This window comes from Sphaerochaeta sp. PS (assembly GCF_032144095.1).
Taxonomy (GTDB): Bacteria; Spirochaetota; Spirochaetia; order Sphaerochaetales; family Sphaerochaetaceae; genus Sphaerochaeta.
The window spans coordinates 34,930-51,987 of sequence record NZ_JAVSNJ010000008.1 but is presented as its reverse complement, the minus strand read 5'-3'; the positions used below and the strand labels follow the sequence as shown (position 1 = coordinate 51,987).

15 protein-coding genes are annotated in these 17,058 nt (G+C 53.5%); 11 read left to right on the top strand and 4 right to left on the bottom strand.

Annotated elements, in window-relative coordinates; all coding sequences use genetic code 11:
- Positions 1-18: 18 nt before the first annotated feature.
- From ROJ03_RS08445 to hpt, 4 genes are all read right to left on the bottom strand, one after another.
- Positions 19-372 carry a DUF134 domain-containing protein gene (locus ROJ03_RS08445; protein ID WP_313726587.1) on the bottom strand — a complete coding sequence of 118 codons (354 nt, stop codon included), beginning with the start codon at positions 370-372 and terminating at the stop codon, positions 19-21.
- 186 nt (positions 373-558) lie between these two features.
- Positions 559-1,830, bottom strand: a complete 1,272-nt coding sequence (locus tag ROJ03_RS08440; RefSeq protein WP_313726585.1) for an adenylosuccinate synthase — start codon at positions 1,828-1,830, stop codon at positions 559-561.
- On the bottom strand, positions 1,830-2,375 hold the full coding sequence (locus ROJ03_RS08435; RefSeq protein WP_313726584.1) for a phosphoribosyltransferase: 546 nt from the start codon (positions 2,373-2,375) through the stop codon (positions 1,830-1,832). Before ROJ03_RS08435 ends, ROJ03_RS08440 begins: the two co-directional genes overlap by 1 nt.
- Positions 2,376-2,392: 17 nt before the next feature.
- Entirely contained in the window at positions 2,393-2,950 is a 558-nt protein-coding gene (gene hpt, locus ROJ03_RS08430) for a hypoxanthine phosphoribosyltransferase (protein ID WP_313726583.1), read from the bottom strand.
- A gap of 306 nt (positions 2,951-3,256) precedes the next feature.
- Between hpt and ROJ03_RS08425 the strand changes: the two genes are divergently transcribed.
- The 11 genes from ROJ03_RS08425 (at position 3,257) to hisC (ending at position 17,056) form a co-directional block, all read left to right on the top strand.
- Positions 3,257-3,772, top strand: coding sequence for a flavin reductase family protein (locus ROJ03_RS08425; protein WP_313726582.1), 516 nt, complete (start codon positions 3,257-3,259; stop codon positions 3,770-3,772).
- 79 nt (positions 3,773-3,851) lie between these two features.
- Positions 3,852-5,864, top strand: a complete 2,013-nt coding sequence (locus ROJ03_RS08420; RefSeq protein WP_313726581.1) for a dehydrogenase E1 component subunit alpha/beta — start codon at positions 3,852-3,854, stop codon at positions 5,862-5,864.
- Between the two features lie 64 nt (positions 5,865-5,928).
- The gene (locus ROJ03_RS08415; protein WP_313726580.1) at positions 5,929-7,467 is read left to right on the top strand and encodes a phenylalanine--tRNA ligase subunit alpha; all 1,539 of its coding nucleotides are present in this window, start codon (positions 5,929-5,931) and stop codon (positions 7,465-7,467) included.
- Complete coding sequence (pheT, locus tag ROJ03_RS08410) at positions 7,467-9,164, top strand: phenylalanine--tRNA ligase subunit beta (RefSeq protein WP_313726579.1); 1,698 nt, start codon at positions 7,467-7,469, stop codon at positions 9,162-9,164. The genes ROJ03_RS08415 and pheT overlap by 1 nt, the downstream gene beginning before the upstream one ends.
- A gap of 430 nt (positions 9,165-9,594) precedes the next feature.
- Positions 9,595-10,674 carry an extracellular solute-binding protein gene (locus ROJ03_RS08405; protein WP_313726578.1) on the top strand — a complete coding sequence of 360 codons (1,080 nt, stop codon included), beginning with the start codon at positions 9,595-9,597 and terminating at the stop codon, positions 10,672-10,674.
- A 73-nt stretch (positions 10,675-10,747) separates the two neighbouring features.
- Positions 10,748-11,860 carry an ABC transporter ATP-binding protein gene (locus ROJ03_RS08400; RefSeq protein WP_313726576.1) on the top strand — a complete coding sequence of 371 codons (1,113 nt, stop codon included), beginning with the start codon at positions 10,748-10,750 and terminating at the stop codon, positions 11,858-11,860.
- Positions 11,850-12,704, top strand: coding sequence for an ABC transporter permease (locus ROJ03_RS08395; RefSeq protein ID WP_313726575.1), 855 nt, complete (start codon positions 11,850-11,852; stop codon positions 12,702-12,704). The genes ROJ03_RS08400 and ROJ03_RS08395 overlap by 11 nt, the downstream gene beginning before the upstream one ends.
- Positions 12,701-13,558 (top strand): ABC transporter permease, encoded by an 858-nt coding sequence (locus ROJ03_RS08390; protein WP_313726574.1) that lies wholly within the window; start codon positions 12,701-12,703, stop codon positions 13,556-13,558. Before ROJ03_RS08395 ends, ROJ03_RS08390 begins: the two co-directional genes overlap by 4 nt.
- A gap of 256 nt (positions 13,559-13,814) precedes the next feature.
- Entirely contained in the window at positions 13,815-14,678 is an 864-nt protein-coding gene (gene hisG, locus ROJ03_RS08385) for an ATP phosphoribosyltransferase (protein WP_313726573.1), read from the top strand.
- 9 nt (positions 14,679-14,687) lie between these two features.
- Positions 14,688-15,995 (top strand): histidinol dehydrogenase, encoded by a 1,308-nt coding sequence (gene hisD, locus ROJ03_RS08380; RefSeq protein WP_313726572.1) that lies wholly within the window; start codon positions 14,688-14,690, stop codon positions 15,993-15,995.
- Entirely contained in the window at positions 15,992-17,056 is a 1,065-nt protein-coding gene (gene hisC, locus ROJ03_RS08375) for a histidinol-phosphate transaminase (RefSeq protein WP_313726571.1), read from the top strand. The genes hisD and hisC overlap by 4 nt, the downstream gene beginning before the upstream one ends.
- Positions 17,057-17,058: the final 2 nt, after the last annotated feature.

The window sequence follows — 17,058 nt, the reverse complement described above, 5'->3', positions numbered from 1 at the left end:
TCCATGTGATATAGGGTGTTATTCTTGGCCGCGGCGGTGCCTGCACCCCCGCTCTATGGTACATCTGGGTCCATCCTGCCCGCACAGGTGGTACTCTCCGCCTTCGATCAGCAGCACCTTTCCGTTTACCAGGGATTCGGCGATTTTCTTTCTCGCCACCTCATAGATCCCCTGCACGGTTGTCCTTGCCACGTTCATCTGTTTGGCACAGAGCTCCTGGTTGAACCCTTCCAGGTCTATGAGGCGGATGGTCTCATATTCATCGACGGTCATGGTTATGGCCTCTCGCCTGCCTGCAGAGACCCCCAAGGGGCCAAATCTGTTGTTATCCGGCAGCGAGCAGACATTTCTCCACTTTCTTGGTCTTGGCATACATGCTCCTTTCTCAGAACAGAATCTCAGGAATGCTGTTTCAGACATATGTCAATTACTTCTCTATCGTAGAAGTATTATTGGCATATGTCAATAACTTTGGATAATTCCTTTCTTTTTTACTTTTCCGGGTTTGGTTTTTTGTGAAGAAAGAAGAGCGGCCTGCTTTTGGCAGACCGCTTGGCTTTACATGATGATGATCTGGTCGCGTTCGGGGCCGACCGAAATGTACTTGATGGGGGCACCCACAAGCTCGGAGAGCCGCTTGCAGTAGATCTGGGCATTCTTGGGAAGATTTTCCCACTTCCTTGCATTGGTGGTGTCGCTCATCCACCCGTCATACTCTTCGTAGATAGGCTGGGCGATCTCCTGCTGGGCTGTCTCGGGAAGGTGCTTGATGATCTCCCCATTGACCTTGTAGGCGACACATATCTTCAGCTTCTCGAAGCTGTCCAGGATGTCGAGCTTGGTAAGGGCGATGCTGGTAAAGCCGTTTATCCAACAGGAGTAGTCGGCGGCAACAGCATCGAACCAACCACAGCGGCGGGGACGGCCGGTGGTTGCACCGAACTCCTTGCCTACTGTCTGTAGCTTGGTGCCGATTTCGTCGAAAAGTTCGGTCATGAACGGGCCGCCACCGACACTGGTGGAGTAGACCTTTGCCACACCGATGACCTCACTGATCCTGCTCGGTGCGATACCCGCTCCGCAGGTAGCACCGCCGGAAGTAGGGGAGCTACTGGTAGTGTAGGGGTAGATTCCCCAGTCGAGGTCACGCATGATGCCAAGCTGGCCTTCAAGCAGGATCTTCTTGTTGTCTTCATACGCCTGGCGCAGAAGGGGAACTGTATCGATGATCTTGTCGCCGAACTGGTCCCTCCACTTGGCACAGAGTGCAAGCATCTCGTCGACGGTGACCTCAGGGAGACCGAAGTATGAGAGTTCGCGGTTCTTCTGGGGAAGGGCCATCTCAAGACGGTTCTTCAGGCGGTCAAAATCGAGCAGGTCAGCAGCGCGGATACCCGACCGGGTGGCCTTGTCGCTATAGCAGGGGCCGATGCCCCTCTTGGTGGTCCCTATCTGCATCTTCTGGCTTTTGGAACCTTCCTGTGCTCCGTCGAGCATGCAATGGTAGGGCATGATGAGGTGGGCACGTACGTCCACAAAGAGGTTGGTGACCTCTACGCCCTTTGCCGCGATGGAAGCAAGCTCGGTTGCCATGGTCTCAAAGTTAACCACGGTTCCAGCACCTACAATGTTGGTTGTCTCTGGGTTGAAGATCCCTGATGGGATGATGTGCAGGGCAAACTTGCCCTTGTCGTTGATGACGGTATGTCCAGCATTGTCCCCGCCTTGGTAGCGGATTACGATGTCAGAGTGTACAGCCAGATAGTCGACAATACGGCCCTTTCCCTCGTCTCCCCACTGTGCCCCTACAATTGAAGTGATGTTGCTCATCAGGTGCGCTCCTTGGTCTGCTCAAGCATGATTCGTTCGTTTTCCGTGTGCTCTTCAATGTCCTCAGCATCCCATGGGTACTTGATCCAGACATTGCCCAGCTCCAGGCCTGCGAAGTAGCGTTTGATTTCGATAGGGAACTCGACATCCTTGTCCTTCTGCTTGTTGTGCAGGACCAGGACTGCAATCTCCTCAGGCTTGAACTTCAACAGTTCCCCAACGCAGTATGCCAGCGTGGCGCGGGTGTCGTCAACCTCGTCGATGAGCAGGACCTTCTTCCCTTCCAGCTGGGACTGCACCTCGTCGATCCACTGGATCTTGGTAGGGTGGTCCTTGTGCTTGTTGTCAATTCCGTAGTAGGAGATTCCCACTGCATAGATAGGGCGATTGATGAAGGTCTTCATGATCCTGGCAGGGATGAACCCACCACTTCCGATTGCAACGATCACATCCGGGTCGAAGCCGGTGGAGATAAGCTGCTCGCTTAGGTTTTTCACCAACTTGTGAACCGAATTGTAACTTACATAGAACTTTTTCTTGTCCATCTCTCGCTCCTTGGCGTTTAGGCTTGTGGAAACATTTCTGCTATATAGGGAAGGGTCCGATACTTTTCGTTATAGTCAAGTCCGTACCCGACAACCCAGACATCGGGGATTGTGAAACCAAGATAGTCGATGGTGATGGGCACACAGTGCCTATCGGGCTTGTCCAACAGGACGGCTGTCTTCACTGAGGCAGGATTGCGGGTCCTGAAGTTACGGATAAGGTAGTCGAGGGTGTTGCCGCTGTCGAGGATGTCCTCAATGATGAGCACATGTCGGTTTTCCATATTCTCACGGGTGTCCATCAAAAGACGGACGTTGCCGCTCTGGTCCCCTTTGTAGGAGGAGAGGGCGATGAAGTCAACCACATGGTTGACCGAGAGCTTGCGTGCAAGGTCGGCAATAAAGATGAATGAGCCCTTCAAGACACCAACAAGCAGGAGGGTGCCATCGGTATCGGCATAGTCTGCACTGATTTTTCTTGCAAGCTCGTTAACTCTTCGGTCGATCGTGTCTGCATCGATGAGAACACGCGAAAGATCCTCTGTCAAAGCAGGGATCGAGAGGGAATGATTCATTGGGCCTCCTCAACGAAACAGGTTGCCCTGTTTGTACCATGTCTGTATAGGGTAGGAATACTCGAAAAACAGGGGAGTGTCAATGTCGGATATGGGGTTGCCGCCACTGGAAAAAGAGTGCAGCGAAGGATCATGCCAGGAAGGCAATGGCTGGCTTGCTGCTACGACCGGGTGTAGGTAAGAGACAATTGAGCGATTCCGAAAAAGCAATCCGCAGTCGTGCCAGTATCTCCTCTCCATAAAAAATGCCTACTTGACCGCAGTATTGCCAGAAGTTACACTGATGGTGACGTTAGGAGGCCCTCGATGTATGTTGAAGTAGCAGCTGATGTATTGGAGATGAATCCCTTTACCGCAATAGGGAAGGATGGATTCCTCATCACCGCAGGCAGTCCTGAGCATTTCAATGTCATGACTGCATCCTGGGGTGCCATGGGGGTGCTGTGGGGAAGGAACATGGTGACCGTCTTTGTACGGGGAAGCAGGCACACCCACAAGTTCCTTGAGGAATCCGATGGCTTTACCTGTTCATTCCTTGGATCCGACATGAAGGATACCCTGCTCTGGTGCGGCCAGCATAGTGGCCGGGATGGGGACAAGATTGCAGCTACCGGCCTGCAACCCGACTACATCCCTACCGATTCAGGACCTGACCGTGTAACCTTCAGGCAGGCTTCGTTGGTTTTCTCCTGTACCAAGGCCTCTGTGATGCAGATAGAGAAATCCCAGTTTGTGCTCCCCGAGATCGAAGAGCACTATGGTGACGAAGATTACCACACTGTATATGTAGGTTTTATTGACAAAATACTGGCCAATCAATAGGCTGGGAGCACTACAATAGTATAGCTTCGGGCCTTATGGCTTGAAAGGGCGGGACTCCATATCCTGCCAAGGAGCAAAGATGCATTTTTCTAGGGAACAGGCGCACGAAGCGCTGTCAATCATGGTACGTTCGCGCCATTTCGAGGAAATGATCGATACCTTCTTCAAGCATAAGGAAATGCATGGGACCACCCACCTTTCCATCGGGCAGGAGGCCACACAGGCTGGACTCTCCCTTGCATTGAACCAGAGTGATTGGATAGTTCCCACCCATCGTTGCCATGGGCATACCATTGCCAGGGGAACGGACGAACAAAAGATGTTCAGTGAGATGTTTGGCTCATCCGACGGTATTTGCAAGGGCCTTGGCGGCTCCATGCACATGACAGATGTCGAACACTTCAATGCAGGATCCTCTGCCGTTGTCGGCAGTGGTGTGAACCTTGCAACAGGCATTGCCTTTGCTCTCAAGAATCAGAAGAGCCCTGCCATAAGCGTTGCCATCTTCGGCGATGGTGCAACCAGCCGGGGTGCGGTTCATGAAAGCATGAACCTCGCTTCTGTATGGGATCTTCCCGTGCTCTTTTTCTGTGAGAACAACGGTTATGGGATGAGTGCAGCTACCCGTAGGATGGTGGCAACTGACTCCATCGCAAGGCGTTCTGAGGGGTATGACATCGAGTATGCAGTCGTCGATGGCAATGATGTCGAGGCTGTCTACCTGGCAGCAAAGATAGCAGTGGAAAAGATCCGGAGCACCAGCCGTCCCTATTTCCTTGAGGTGAAGACCTATCGCAGTTGTGGCCATTCAAAAAGCGACAGTTGTGTCTACAGAAGTAGGGAGGAGGAGTCCCTTTGGCTCCAGAGGGATCCCATTACCCTGTTTTCCAAGGTCATGGTAGCCAGTACTCTCTTCACCGAAGAGGATGTGGCCTCCATCATACTTGCTGAAAGGCTCAAGGTTGAGGAGGCTGCAAAGGCAGCCATCGCCTTGCGCTACTCCCATGTGAGCCTTGAGCAGGCCATGGGCTATCTCTTTGCCCCTGAGGAAGAAGTGGCCCTACGCCTTTCAAACGGGATACCCACACGCAGGATAAGCTACCGTGAGGCGATCCGTGAGGCCATCGATGAGGAGATGGCGCGCGACAAGGCCGTCCATCTCATTGGGGAGGACATCGGCCAGTATGGTGGATGTTTCAAGGTAACCGGCTCCCTCTTTGAGAAGCACCCCTCCCAACTGCATGAGACCCCGGTCAGTGAAGAGGCCTTTACAGGCCTTGCAGTAGGGGCTTCCATGCTAGGACTGCGCCCGGTGGTGGAGATCATGTATGGTGATTTCTCCACCCTTGCAAGCGACCCCATCATCAACCATGCGGCCAAGGCCAGCTTCATGAGTGCCGGCCAGCTCTCCTGCCCGATGGTGCTCCGTGCCCCGATCGGCAGCGGTACTGGCCACGGGGCCCAGCATACCCAGAGCCTGGAGGCGATGTTTGCCAACGTGCCGGGACTCATTATCGTAGCGCCTTCCTGCCCAGGCGATGCCAAGGCCCTGCTCAAAAGTTCCATACGCAGCAACAACCCAGTCCTCTATTTTGAGAACAAGCACCTGTACAACAATCTTGGCCCGGTTGGTGATGGCGACTACCTGATGCCTTTGGGCAAGGCTGTTGTCAAGAAACGGGGTGAGCATGTAACCATCGTCTCCTACAGCCACGCCGTCATGACATGCCTGGAAGCGGCAACCATCCTGAGCTCCCAGGACGAGATAGAGGTGGAGGTCATCGACCTTGCAACCATCAAGCCGATGGACAAGGAGACCATCCTCCGTTCGGTGCTGAAGACCCAGAGGCTATTGGTCGTGCATGACAGCCCTGAAGCAGGTGGGTATGGTGCAGAGGTGGTCTCCCTGGTTGTTTCGGATGAACAGTGCTTTGCCTCCCTGGTCTCTCCACCTGTGCGTCTCTGTGGCAAGGAGAGCCCGATTCCCTTCTCCCTCGAGTTGGAAAAACAGGTCATTCCCACAAAAGAAGAGGTTGTTGCCTCTGTTCGCCGACTTTTCCGTCCGACAGAGCCTTTCCTTTTTTCCCTGTAGAGGCTAGAATGAGACCACTTGCGCCGCATCTTTTGCGGCGCTGATTTACAGGAGTACTAACAGCATGGATATTGATGTAAAGAACTTACATCCCCTTGAAGTCCGCCTTCTCAGGCATGTCGCCCTCGGTGAAAGTATTACAGGGGAGCGTATCGTTGAGGAGCTCGGCTACAAAGTAGGGCAGTGCAACCAGGCTTTCAGCTGGTTGAGCGCCAAGGGATACCTGATCGAAACAAGCCGCACCAAAGGTGTGTTCTATGAACTTACTGACTTCGGCCGTGAGCAGCAGGAGAAAGGCACCCCTGCCCAGCGCATCTTTGCCCTCCTTGCGAAGGATGGCGAGCATACCCTTCCTGAGATAGCCGAAAAGCTCAGTCTGGACAAGAGCGAGATCGGTTCTGCATTCGGCCAACTATCCAAGGCTGGTGTTGCCTTCATGAACCAGGACAACAAGGCCGCCCTGAAAAGCAACACGCTTCCTCTTGAAGTGGAGGTTGCTGCCTCCTTGCTCACCAAGGGCCTTTCCGGTGAAATTGCAGAGAGCTCGCTTTCCGATGACGAGAGGGGTGCGATGGCCAAGATCGCGAAGAAGCGTGGTGCTACCAACTCCCCCTTCAAGATGGCCGAACGTGAGGACCTTGTCTTCGCTTTGACCGAGAACGGCGAGTTGGCCCGAAAAGCAATTTTCGAGCAGAACATCACCGGTGAAGAGCTCGGTTCTGTCACCGCTGAGATGCTCTCAAGCGGGAGCTGGAAGAGTGGTTCCTTCAGGCCCTACGGCCTCAATGCCCCGACCTCGCGCCTCATCCCCGGCAGGCACAACGCCTATGGCAACTATCTGCAATGGGTGAAGGACAAGCTTTGTGCCCTCGGCTTTGAGGAGTTCGACGGCTCCCTTGTCGAAAACGAGTTCTGGAATGGTGATGCCCTTTTCATGCCACAGTTCCACAGTGCCCGCGACATCCATGACGTCTACTATGTGAAGGATCCTGTCCATTGCAAGAAGATTGAGGAACCTTGGCTTAGCCAGGTTTCCCAGACCCATGAGGATGGCTGGAATACCGGTAGCCGTGGCTGGGGCTACAAATTCGACCATGAGTTTACCCGACGCCAGGTACTGAGAAGCCAGGGGACTGTCCTCTCTGCCCGCCAGCTTCCCACTGCAAAGGTTCCTGGCAAGTACTTCGGTGTTGCCCGATGTTTCCGCTACGACCAGGTCGATGCCACCCATGGCGCTGACTTCTACCAGACCGAAGGTATCGTGCTTGGCAATGATGTAAACCTGAAGACCCTGCTGGGGCTGTTGAAGATGTTTGCCGAAGAGATCGCCGGAGCTGAAGAGGTCAAGTATGTACCTGGCTACTTCCCGTTCACCGAGCCTTCCATTGAAGTGCACATCAAGCATCCTGTCCTGGGATGGTTCGAACTGGGTGGAAGTGGAATATTCCGCCCTGAGGTAACGAAGGCCCTGGGGATTGATGTCCCTGTCCTGGCCTGGGGGCTTGGTATCGACCGCATGGCCCTGATGCACCTCGGTCTGAATGACCTTCGTGAACTCTTTACCCCGAACATTGAGTCGGTACGCACGAGGAGGGGAAACTAATGCCAAAGATTGAAACTACAGGTGAGCTGTTCTATGGCTTGCTGGGAAAAACCCTCACCGATAGCCAGCTGGAAGATATTCTTCCTGTTGCAAAGGCCGAACTCGACGGGCATGAAGGGGATATCCTCAAGATTGAACTCAATGACACCAACCGGCCCGACCTCTGGTCAGCTGCCGGTGTTGCACGCCTTCTGAAATCCTATTGGGGTGTCGAGGCTCCTGTCTATGACTTCTGTTCCACCAATGAAGAGTCCTTTGACCACGAGGGGCGTGAGGTGCATGTCCACAGCTCTGTCCTCTCTGTCCGTCCCTACTGTGTTGCCTTTGCTGCAAAGGGACACAAGGTAAATGAGCATGACCTTGAGGCCCTTATCCAGAGCCAGGAGAAGCTTTGCTCTAACTTTGGGCGCAAGCGCAAGACCATAGCCATGGGCATCTACCGATCGGCCCTCATCAAGTACCCAGTGCACTACCAGGGTGTCGATCCGGATACCACCAGCTTTGTCCCGCTTGGGATGAGTGAGAAGCTTACCCTCAGGGAGATCTGCTCGGTGCATCCCAAGGGCAAGGAGTTCGGCCATATTGTCTCTGGCAGTCCGCTCTTTCCCTACATCACCGACGATAATGGCGATACCCTCTCCTTTCCTCCTGTCATCAACAGTGCCCGGATTGGGGCTGTCGAGATAGGGGATGACGAGCTCTTCCTCGAGCTCTCCGGCTCTGACCTGCGTGATATGCTTCTCGCTGCCTCCATCATGGCATGCGATATGAGTGACTTGGGTTTTGAGATCCTCCCTGTCAAGGTCATCTATCCTGAAGAGACCGAGTTTGGCAAGGAGATCACCGTCCCATACTACTTCCAGGAGCCGGCTTCTTGCCCGCTCTCCCTGGTCCACAAGACCTTGGGGGAGAAGATGAGTGGCGAGGAGGCAGTTGCTTCCCTGAAGAAGATGGGCATCTATGCCTTCTACAGCGACGACACGATCTACGCTACAGTCCCTGAGTTCCGCAACGACTTCCTCCACTCGGCTGACCTGGTTGAGGACATCATGATCGGATATGGTTTGGGCAACTTCGAGCCTGAGATGCCTCAGGACTTCACCGTCGGCAGGCTTACCGCTGCCGAGGAGCTGGGACGCAAGGTTAAGGACATCATGGTAGGCCTCGGCTTCCAGGAGATGGTCTACAACTACCTTGGTTCAAGAAAAGAGTATGTGGACAACATGCAGGTTGATGGAAAGTCCTACATCTCCATCTCCAATCCGATGAGCGAGAACTACGAGATGGTGCGGCCCTCGATCATTCCCTCCCTGATGGAGAGTGAGAGTGTCTCAGGCCATGCTCCCTTCCCGCACAAGATCTTCGAGGTGGGCAAGGTTGCCTTCCTTGATGATACGGATAACAGTGGGACTACAACCAGAAACTATCTGGGCTTCCTCAGCTCTGACAGTGTCATGGGCTTCAATGAGGCCTCCTCCTTGGTAAACACCCTGATGTATTTCCTTGGCAAGGAGTACTCTCTTGCCTCCCTTGAGAGTGATACCCGCTTCATCCCCGGAAGAAGTGCCGCTGTCATGATCGGGGACATCAAGGTCGGCGTCTTTGGCGAGATACACCCCCAGGTATTGGAAAACTGGGGTTGTGGCATGCCGACTGTTGCCTGTGAGATTGACCTGGACCTGGTGATGGCCAACTAGAAGGGTAGGCCAGAGCACGGATAGCCAAAGGGTTATGTACTGGATGGGGAGCTGCATGCAGCTCCCTTTTCTTTGTCTGAGGATCCTGGCATGCAATCGTACTATTCGAAAGATACCTGAATTGTTCCCTTCCTACCCTCATAGGCATACTGCTACTTCATCTCGAAGTAGAAGCTCCAGAAAAGGATCCTTAACTTCCCACACGACAGACCAGTAGTATCGCCGACACATGGTTGGTGAATGTGTTTGTTTTGCAAAACAGGACTATGATTTTGCAGTGATACCACAGTTTTGCTCTTTGTAATTTAGAATTGACTTATGCAATGGCAGGGCATACCATGGTCTTGAGGTGCAGGCTGTAAGGTATACAACAAGGGATGTGCAAATAGAAGACAGTGAGCTCCTCATATTCCTAAAGGAGGAATTAGGTATGAAGAAACTCGTTCTGGTTCTCTTGGTTCTTATGGTCGTAGGGACATCCCTCTTTGCGCAAGCCTCTGGTGAAGCAAAGAACCCAGTCCTTCGCATCATCACCTGGTCAGGCTATGCCCCACAAGAATTGTTGGACAAGTTTACCGCTGAGACAGGCTACAAGGTAGAGGTCACCCTCAGCAACAACGAAGAGATGATAAGCAAACTCAGGGCAACCCGTGGTGGTGGTTTTGACCTTGCCCAGCCATCTCAGGACCGCATATCCTCTGTCGTGGAGCAGTATGCGATCTATCAGCCCATCGACTACACCCGTCTTGATACTAACCAGATAGACCCCTCCTTGCTTGAGGCAGTCAAGAAGAACACCCTCGTTGGAGGCAAGTCCTATGCTGTCCCCCATATCTATGGTACAGAGGGGTTGGTGGTCAACACGGCAAAGGCCCCCAATATCAAGGATTTCAAGGATCTGCTCGATCCCAAGTATGCCGGAAGGGTCTCCTACCGCTTGAAGAGACCAACGCTCATTGGCATGGGATTCTCCCTTGGCTATGATCCTTTCTCCCTCTACAACGACCCTGCAGGATACCAGAAGTTCCTCAACGAGATGGAGAAGGTCCTCATCGCCGGCAAGCCTTCGGTAAAGACCTATTGGGACAATGGGGACCAGTTGCTCCAATCCCTGCGTTCTGAAGAGGTCTGGGCTGCTTCTGCATGGGAACAGGCAGGATGGAAACTCCACTCCGAGAACCCAAACATCGATTACTTTGCCCCCAGCAGCGGTGCCTTGGCCTGGGTTGACACCTTCGCCATTCCGGCAAAGAGCGAGAACCTCGATGCAGCCTATGCATACATCAACTTTATGTTGAGGGCAGAGAATGCCGCATTCTTTACCAACCGTGAGACCTACGGAACAGCATCCAAGGATGCCGTGAACTTCCTCGATCCCGAGATCAGGGCAAACTTCACCCGTGGCCTTCCTCCAGAAGTATTGGCCAACATCAACTGGTATCCCACCGTCCCAGCAGGCATTGAGGAGATGGAAGGAAAGACCCTGGACAAGGTAAAAGCTGCCCGTTAGCAGAAAACCCATCACACACTGTGCCAATAGCTGGCAAGACCGGCTATTGGCACCCCTCAAGGTAGACAACACAATGGATAGTGCACTCTCAGTACAGAAGCTCACCAAGCGCTTTGGTGATTTTACCGCAGTCGACCAGGTCTCGTTTGAAGTTGAGGATGGAAAGTTCTTTTCTATCCTCGGTCCTTCGGGTTGCGGCAAGACAACCCTGCTCAGAATGATAGCAGGCTTCTACAGACCCGATGGAGGAACGCTCCTCTTCAATGGGAAGAACATGGATGGGATCGCACCCAACAAGCGACCCGTCAACCTGGTATTCCAGAACCTCGCCCTGTTTCCCATGATGAATGTCCATGAGAACATAGCCTTTGGCCTTCGCCGAAGAGGGGAGAGGGGCCCTGATGTCGACAAGAAGGTACGAAAGCTTCTCGAAAGAGTGGGACTTCCTGAGTCAGGGAAAAAACAGATCAGCCAACTCTCGGGTGGGCAGAAGCAACGCATTGCCATCGCCCGCTGCCTCATCATGGAACCCACGGTCCTCCTGCTTGATGAACCGTTGGGGGCCCTCGATGCCAAGCTTCGCGAACACATGAAGGTCGAGCTGAAGACCTTGCAGTCCCAGGTGGGGACTACCTTTGTCTACATCACCCACGACCAGAGCGAAGCCATGGTGATGAGCGACACCGTTGCCGTCATGAACAACGGACGGTTTGAACAGATAGGATCCCCACAGGACCTCTACCACAACCCCAGCTCTTCCTTTGTCGCCCAGTTTGTGGGGAACAACAACAAGCTGCGGGTCTCCCTTCGATCCGATGCACACGGGACATTCATAGCCAGATATGCATCTTCCTTTGACATTACGCTCTCAGGACAGTATGAGATTCCAGGCGAGAAGGATGAGTACGACCTCTTTATCCGTCCTGAGGCAGTCATCATCAATCCTGGGACTGGACGCACCAACTTCAACACCCTGCCGGTGGATGTAAAGTCCATCCTCTTTGATGGAGGGAACAGCAGGTTGCTGGTCAAGCCCCTGGGCACAGAGGATGAACTGGTGGTCGCCCTTCCCCAGACCAGAGAGTTTGATAGTATCAGGGCAGGGGACCGCATCCAGATAGGTTGGGACATGAACAAGAGCATCTGCTACAAACGCAGTGACTGGAAGTTATATGATGAAGAATAGACAACACATACAGTGGGGCTTCCTCTTCTTTTTCCTTCCTGTTGCCCTATGGCTCCTCCTTCTTATCGTCCTGCCCCATCTGGAACTGCTGAAGCTCTCCTTTACCAAGGCCAATACCGGCAAGTTCACCCTGGACAACTACCTTGCCTTTTTCAAGGAGCCCATCTATTGGCTCACCTTTGTCCGTACTGCAGGGTACTCCATCCTCGTGACCTTCCTGGTGATGGTCATCTCCCTTCCTGTCTCCTTCTACATCTCCAAGATCGTGAAGCCCAAGATCAGTGGGGTCCTGATGATCCTCATCCTGGTTCCCTTCTGGGTAAGTGAACTCATCCGGGTCTATGGCTGGATGATCTTGCTGAGGGAGAGTGGTGTGCTGAATCATTTCCTTGTCTCCATAGGGATTTTCAAGCAACCTGTGGAGATGCTCTACAGGGATGCCACGATGATCATGGGCCTTGTCTACACCAGCATGCTGTTCATGGTGGTGCCGGTCATCGGGGTAATGGATGACCTGGACAACTCCCTTATCGAGGCAGCCTACGATCTTGGTGCATCGAAGATAGCCATCTGGCGGACCATCATCATACCGCACTGTGCGTCGGGCCTGGTCAGTGGGGGCATCATCGTCTTCATGCTGGTATTGGGAAGCTACCTTACCCCAAACCTGATGGGGGGCAAGAACTCCCTCTGGTTTACCGAGCAGATCTACAACCAGATCATCCTCTACTTCAACTGGAACCAGGGTGCAGCATTTGGCTTCCTCTTGCTGCTGCTCTCGTCGCTGATAATCTGGGTCATCCTCAAGCTTACCAGACAGAACCTCAAGGAGGTGGTCAAATGATCAGGTCCCTACCATCCTCAAAGAGATACCGCCATGGTTTTACCCTCTTTATCGTCCTCTACTTCATTTTTCTCTTTGCCCCTTTGGTGGTGACGATGGTGCTCGCCTTCAACGACTCCATGTACCCATCCCTTCCTTGGCAAGGGTTCACGTTGGACTGGTTCTTTGGGAAAGGCCCCCAGAAGTATGGCATCTTCCATGACCAGACCAATTTGAGAAGCCTCTTTACCTCCTTCAGGGTTGCCATCTCTGTTGCCATTGTCTCAACCTTCCTGGGCACCTGCGCAGCCTTCCTGTTCGAGCAGGAGAATTTCCGGTTCAAGGGAGCCCTCTACTTTCTCATGATAGCGCCCCTGGTTATCCCAGGTGTCATCCTGGGCATCTCCATATTGATGTTTTCCAATGCCATAGGGCTGTTCATCGAGGACCATCTCAACATCTACATCAAGTTCTTGGGCCCGGGCTTCCCTCTTGTGGTGCTTGGACAGTCATCGTTCATCTCTACCATTGTGGCCTTGGTTGTCTCTGCAAGGCTGAAGAAGTTTGACCATAGCCTGGAGGAGGCGGCCTACAACCTGGGAGCCAACAGGGCTCAGGTGCTCTGGTTCATTACCCTCAAGTACCTGAGGCCCTCCATCATAGGGGGAGCTGCCATGGCATTTCTCATGTCCTTCGAAAACTTCAACACCACGATCTTCCTGGTGGGCTCCCAGGCGACATTGCCGATAAACATGTATATGCAGGTACGAGACGGCTCGACCCCTGTCATCAATGCCATCTCCTTCCTGCTTATCCTGGGTACCTCAATATTTGCCGTGGCGAACCTTTCGAAGGGGAACAAGAACATTAGCTAGGTGGATAGGCTACAGATGACCTGCCTTCCTATGATTCTTGTTCCAATGCATAGAAATTGAATAAGTATGCAGTTTGTACCGATAGGACTTGACTTGTCCCTCTCTCTGATTGTATGGTGTTTCCATGAATATGAACCATTACAGCATCCATCATCATGGCATGATTATCCGACCTTAGACAGGTGGGCGCTGTTACCTATATACAGACCTCCGCATGTCGCGGAGGTTTTTTTGTCGTTTGACCAGGAGGAATTCGATGGGACAGGTAGTACGCATAGCGATTCAGAAGAGCGGCCGGCTGAGTGAGAAATCCTTGGAGATTATCAAGAACTGTGGGATAAAGTTCGGTTCGGACTCCCGGGTTCTGAAGGAGGAGGCCTCCAATTTTCCCTTGGAGTTCCTCTATGTCCGTGATGACGATATCCCTTCCTATGTACGTGACGGGGTTGCTGATATCGGCATTGTAGGGCGTAACGAGTTTGATGAGCAGGCCATCGACCTGGAGGTCATCCGGGACTTGGGTTTTGCAAAATGCCGGCTCAGCATCGCCGTTCCCAACGACTTCAGCTACCAGGGACTCGCTTCCCTGGAAGGCAAGCGTATCGCCACCAGTTACCCTCACATCCTGGAGGGGATTCTCTCTGAAAAAGGAATCAAGGCAACTTTTGTCCAGGTATCCGGTTCGGTCGAGGTAACCCCTGCCATTGGGTTGGCCGATGTCATCTGCGACCTGGTGAGCACCGGTGCCACCCTTGCCATGAACGGGCTCCGTGAGGTCGAGAAGATCTACACCTCGACTGCTGTCATGATAGGCCGAAAGAAGATGGGCAACGATGAGAAGGCAGCCATCCTCTCCCGCCTGCTGCTGCGTATCGATGCCGTCATGAGGGCTGCTTCCTACAAGTATGTCATCTTCAACCTCCCTGAGGAGCATCTTGACCAGGTGGCTGGTATCGTGGGAGGCATGAAGAGCCCAACGGTAACCCGGCTCATGGAGAAGGGTTGGCTCTCGGTTCAGACCGTAGTTGCTGAGGACCTGTTCTGGGATGTGTTTGAACAGCTCAAGGCTCTCGGGGCCCAGGGAATTCTGGTAACCCCCATTGAGAAGATGACGGAGTAGGAGAGAACCATGGCATATCTTAGCAGAAATTATGCACCACAAGGGGAGGAGCTTGCCCGCCTGCTAAGGCGGACCAGCTCTGATGCCCACAAGGTGGAACAGCAGGTGGCCGAGATCCTCTTTCGGGTCGAGAGGGAAGGCGATACTGCCCTGTTCTCCTTGGAACAGCAGTTCACCAAAGCTGAACTCACATCCCTTGCAGTGTCAGAAGAGGAATTTCAGGAAGCGGAACTACTGGTTTCACAAGATCTGAAGAATGCCTTGGCCATTGCTGCTGGAAATATCCGATCCTTCCATGCCCTGCAGCTTCCCAAAGGGGAGCAGCTTGAGGTAAAGCCGGGCATAACCCTTTCGCGCAAGATCGTACCGATCCAAAGGGTAGGGCTCTATGTCCCAGGGGGGACAGCTCCCCTCATCTCTACCACCCTGATGCTGGGCATCCCTGCCCAGGTGGCCGGTTGCAAGGATGTGGTGCTCTGCACCCCTGCCAACAAGGATGGGAAGGTCCATCCTGCCATCCTCTATGCTGCCTCAATGTGCTCGATCAGGAAGGTCTTCAAGCTTGGGGGCGCCCAAGCCATAGCCGCAATGGCATATGGCAGTGAGAGCGTCCCCAAGGTGGACAAGATTTTCGGCCCGGGGAACCAGTACGTGACCGAGGCGAAGAAGCAGGTCAGCACTACCTCCTGTGCCATCGACATGCCGGCAGGCCCCAGTGAGGTCATGGTTGTAGCTACCCCTGATGCCAATGCAGCCTTTGTTGCCAGCGACCTGCTTAGCCAGGCCGAACATGGGTTTGACAGCCAGTCGATGCTCGTGGTCCTGGCTGAAAAGGAAGCCGGCTTCGCATTTCTTGACAAGGTTGAAGAGGAGCTGTCCCTCCAGCTTGCGAATTTGGACCGTCTGCCCTACCTGCTCTCTTCCCTTTCCCACTCCAGGGCCTTTGTCTGCCCGACACTCCAGATGACAGCCCAGGTGGTAAACGACTATGCCCCGGAGCACCTGATCATCAACACGAGTGCCCCTGAGGAACTTGAGGCCCTGGTGGTCAATGCAGGTTCCATCTTCCTGGGCCCCTACTCGTGTGAGAGTGCTGGTGACTATGCCAGCGGAACAAACCACACCCTCCCTACCAATGGATGGGCCCATAGCCATAGCGGGGTGAGTACCGACTCCTTCCTCAAGAAGATCACCGTGCAGAAGTTGAGTAGAGAAGGTCTTGCCGACCTTGCCGATACGCTTGTTTCCATGTCTGAAGCGGAGGCCCTGCTGGCCCACCGCAATGCCGTCCTTGTACGATTGGGAGAGAAGAAATGAAAGAACTGCTTCGAGCGAACATAGCCAACCTGATCCCCTACAGCTGTGCGCGCAATGATTTTGTCGGGGAGGCTGAGGTATACCTCGATGCCAATGAGAACTGGAGAGACTTTGTGGGGGACCAGGGGCGTAACCGCTACCCCGACCCTCTCAGCACTCACATCAGGAGAGCCCTTGCTGAGGTGCTGGACCTCCCGTTTGCCAATACTGTCATCGGCAACGGCAGTGATGAACTCATCGACAACCTCTTCCGCTGTTTCTGCAACCCTGGCAAGGACAGGACGATCATTATGAGCCCCACCTATGGAGCCTACCGAGTCTTTGCCGACATCAACGATGTGGGCATCGACCAGGTCCCCCTTACCTCCGGTTTTGCCATCGATTTCGAAGCCCTGCAGGCATTTCTCGAAAAGGAGAAACTAGAGAGGAAAGAGGGCAGGTGCAAACTGCTCTTCATCTGTTCTCCCAACAACCCCAGCGGCAATGCCTATCCTCTTGAGCAGATCGAGAGGGTCTGCACCCTCTTCGATGGCATTACTGTGGTGGATGAAGCATATTTTGATTTCTCATCCTACGAAAGTGCGGTCACCTTGCTTTCGAGGTTCCCCAACCTTGTCGTGCTCCGTACCCTCTCCAAATGCTGGGCACTGGCCAACGCACGGGTGGGGATCGCAGTGGCGAGCAAGGATGTCTGTGCTGTCCTTACCAGCATGAAGTACCCCTATAATGTTGGGGGACCATCTCAGGAGCTTGCCCTGAAGGCTTTGGCTCAAGGGGCCCAGGTGGAAGCGACAAAGAAGGAAACCCTTGCCGAACGGGCGAGGATGGCCGCTGCCCTTTCTGGCCTTGCCTGTGTCGTGAAGGTCTTTCCCAGTGATTCCAACTTTTTGCTGGTGCGGGTCACCGATGCCAACAAGCTCTACCAGTATCTTGCCCAAAGAGGTATTATCGTACGAAACAGGAGCCGAGAACTGCACTGTGAGAACTGCCTGCGAATTACCGTTGGAAGCAGGGGCGAGAATGATACATTGCTTTCAGCTTTGAAGCTGTATAAGGAATAGTA

Bases quoted from the DNA above. Each gene is read 5' to 3' on its own strand.
- ROJ03_RS08445 (WP_313726587.1), bottom strand. From the start codon at position 372: ATGCCAAGACCAAGAAAGTGGAGAAATGTCTGCTCGCTGCCGGATAAC.
- ROJ03_RS08440 (WP_313726585.1), bottom strand. From the start codon at position 1,830: ATGAGCAACATCACTTCAATTGTAGGGGCACAGTGGGGAGACGAGGGA.
- ROJ03_RS08435 (WP_313726584.1), bottom strand. From the start codon at position 2,375: ATGGACAAGAAAAAGTTCTATGTAAGTTACAATTCGGTTCACAAGTTG.
- hpt (WP_313726583.1), bottom strand. From the start codon at position 2,950: ATGAATCATTCCCTCTCGATCCCTGCTTTGACAGAGGATCTTTCGCGT.
- ROJ03_RS08425 (WP_313726582.1), top strand. From the start codon at position 3,257: ATGTATGTTGAAGTAGCAGCTGATGTATTGGAGATGAATCCCTTTACC.
- ROJ03_RS08420 (WP_313726581.1), top strand. From the start codon at position 3,852: ATGCATTTTTCTAGGGAACAGGCGCACGAAGCGCTGTCAATCATGGTA.
- ROJ03_RS08415 (WP_313726580.1), top strand. From the start codon at position 5,929: ATGGATATTGATGTAAAGAACTTACATCCCCTTGAAGTCCGCCTTCTC.
- pheT (WP_313726579.1), top strand. From the start codon at position 7,467: ATGCCAAAGATTGAAACTACAGGTGAGCTGTTCTATGGCTTGCTGGGA.
- ROJ03_RS08405 (WP_313726578.1), top strand. From the start codon at position 9,595: ATGAAGAAACTCGTTCTGGTTCTCTTGGTTCTTATGGTCGTAGGGACA.
- ROJ03_RS08400 (WP_313726576.1), top strand. From the start codon at position 10,748: ATGGATAGTGCACTCTCAGTACAGAAGCTCACCAAGCGCTTTGGTGAT.
- ROJ03_RS08395 (WP_313726575.1), top strand. From the start codon at position 11,850: ATGAAGAATAGACAACACATACAGTGGGGCTTCCTCTTCTTTTTCCTT.
- ROJ03_RS08390 (WP_313726574.1), top strand. From the start codon at position 12,701: ATGATCAGGTCCCTACCATCCTCAAAGAGATACCGCCATGGTTTTACC.
- hisG (WP_313726573.1), top strand. From the start codon at position 13,815: ATGGGACAGGTAGTACGCATAGCGATTCAGAAGAGCGGCCGGCTGAGT.
- hisD (WP_313726572.1), top strand. From the start codon at position 14,688: ATGGCATATCTTAGCAGAAATTATGCACCACAAGGGGAGGAGCTTGCC.
- hisC (WP_313726571.1), top strand. From the start codon at position 15,992: ATGAAAGAACTGCTTCGAGCGAACATAGCCAACCTGATCCCCTACAGC.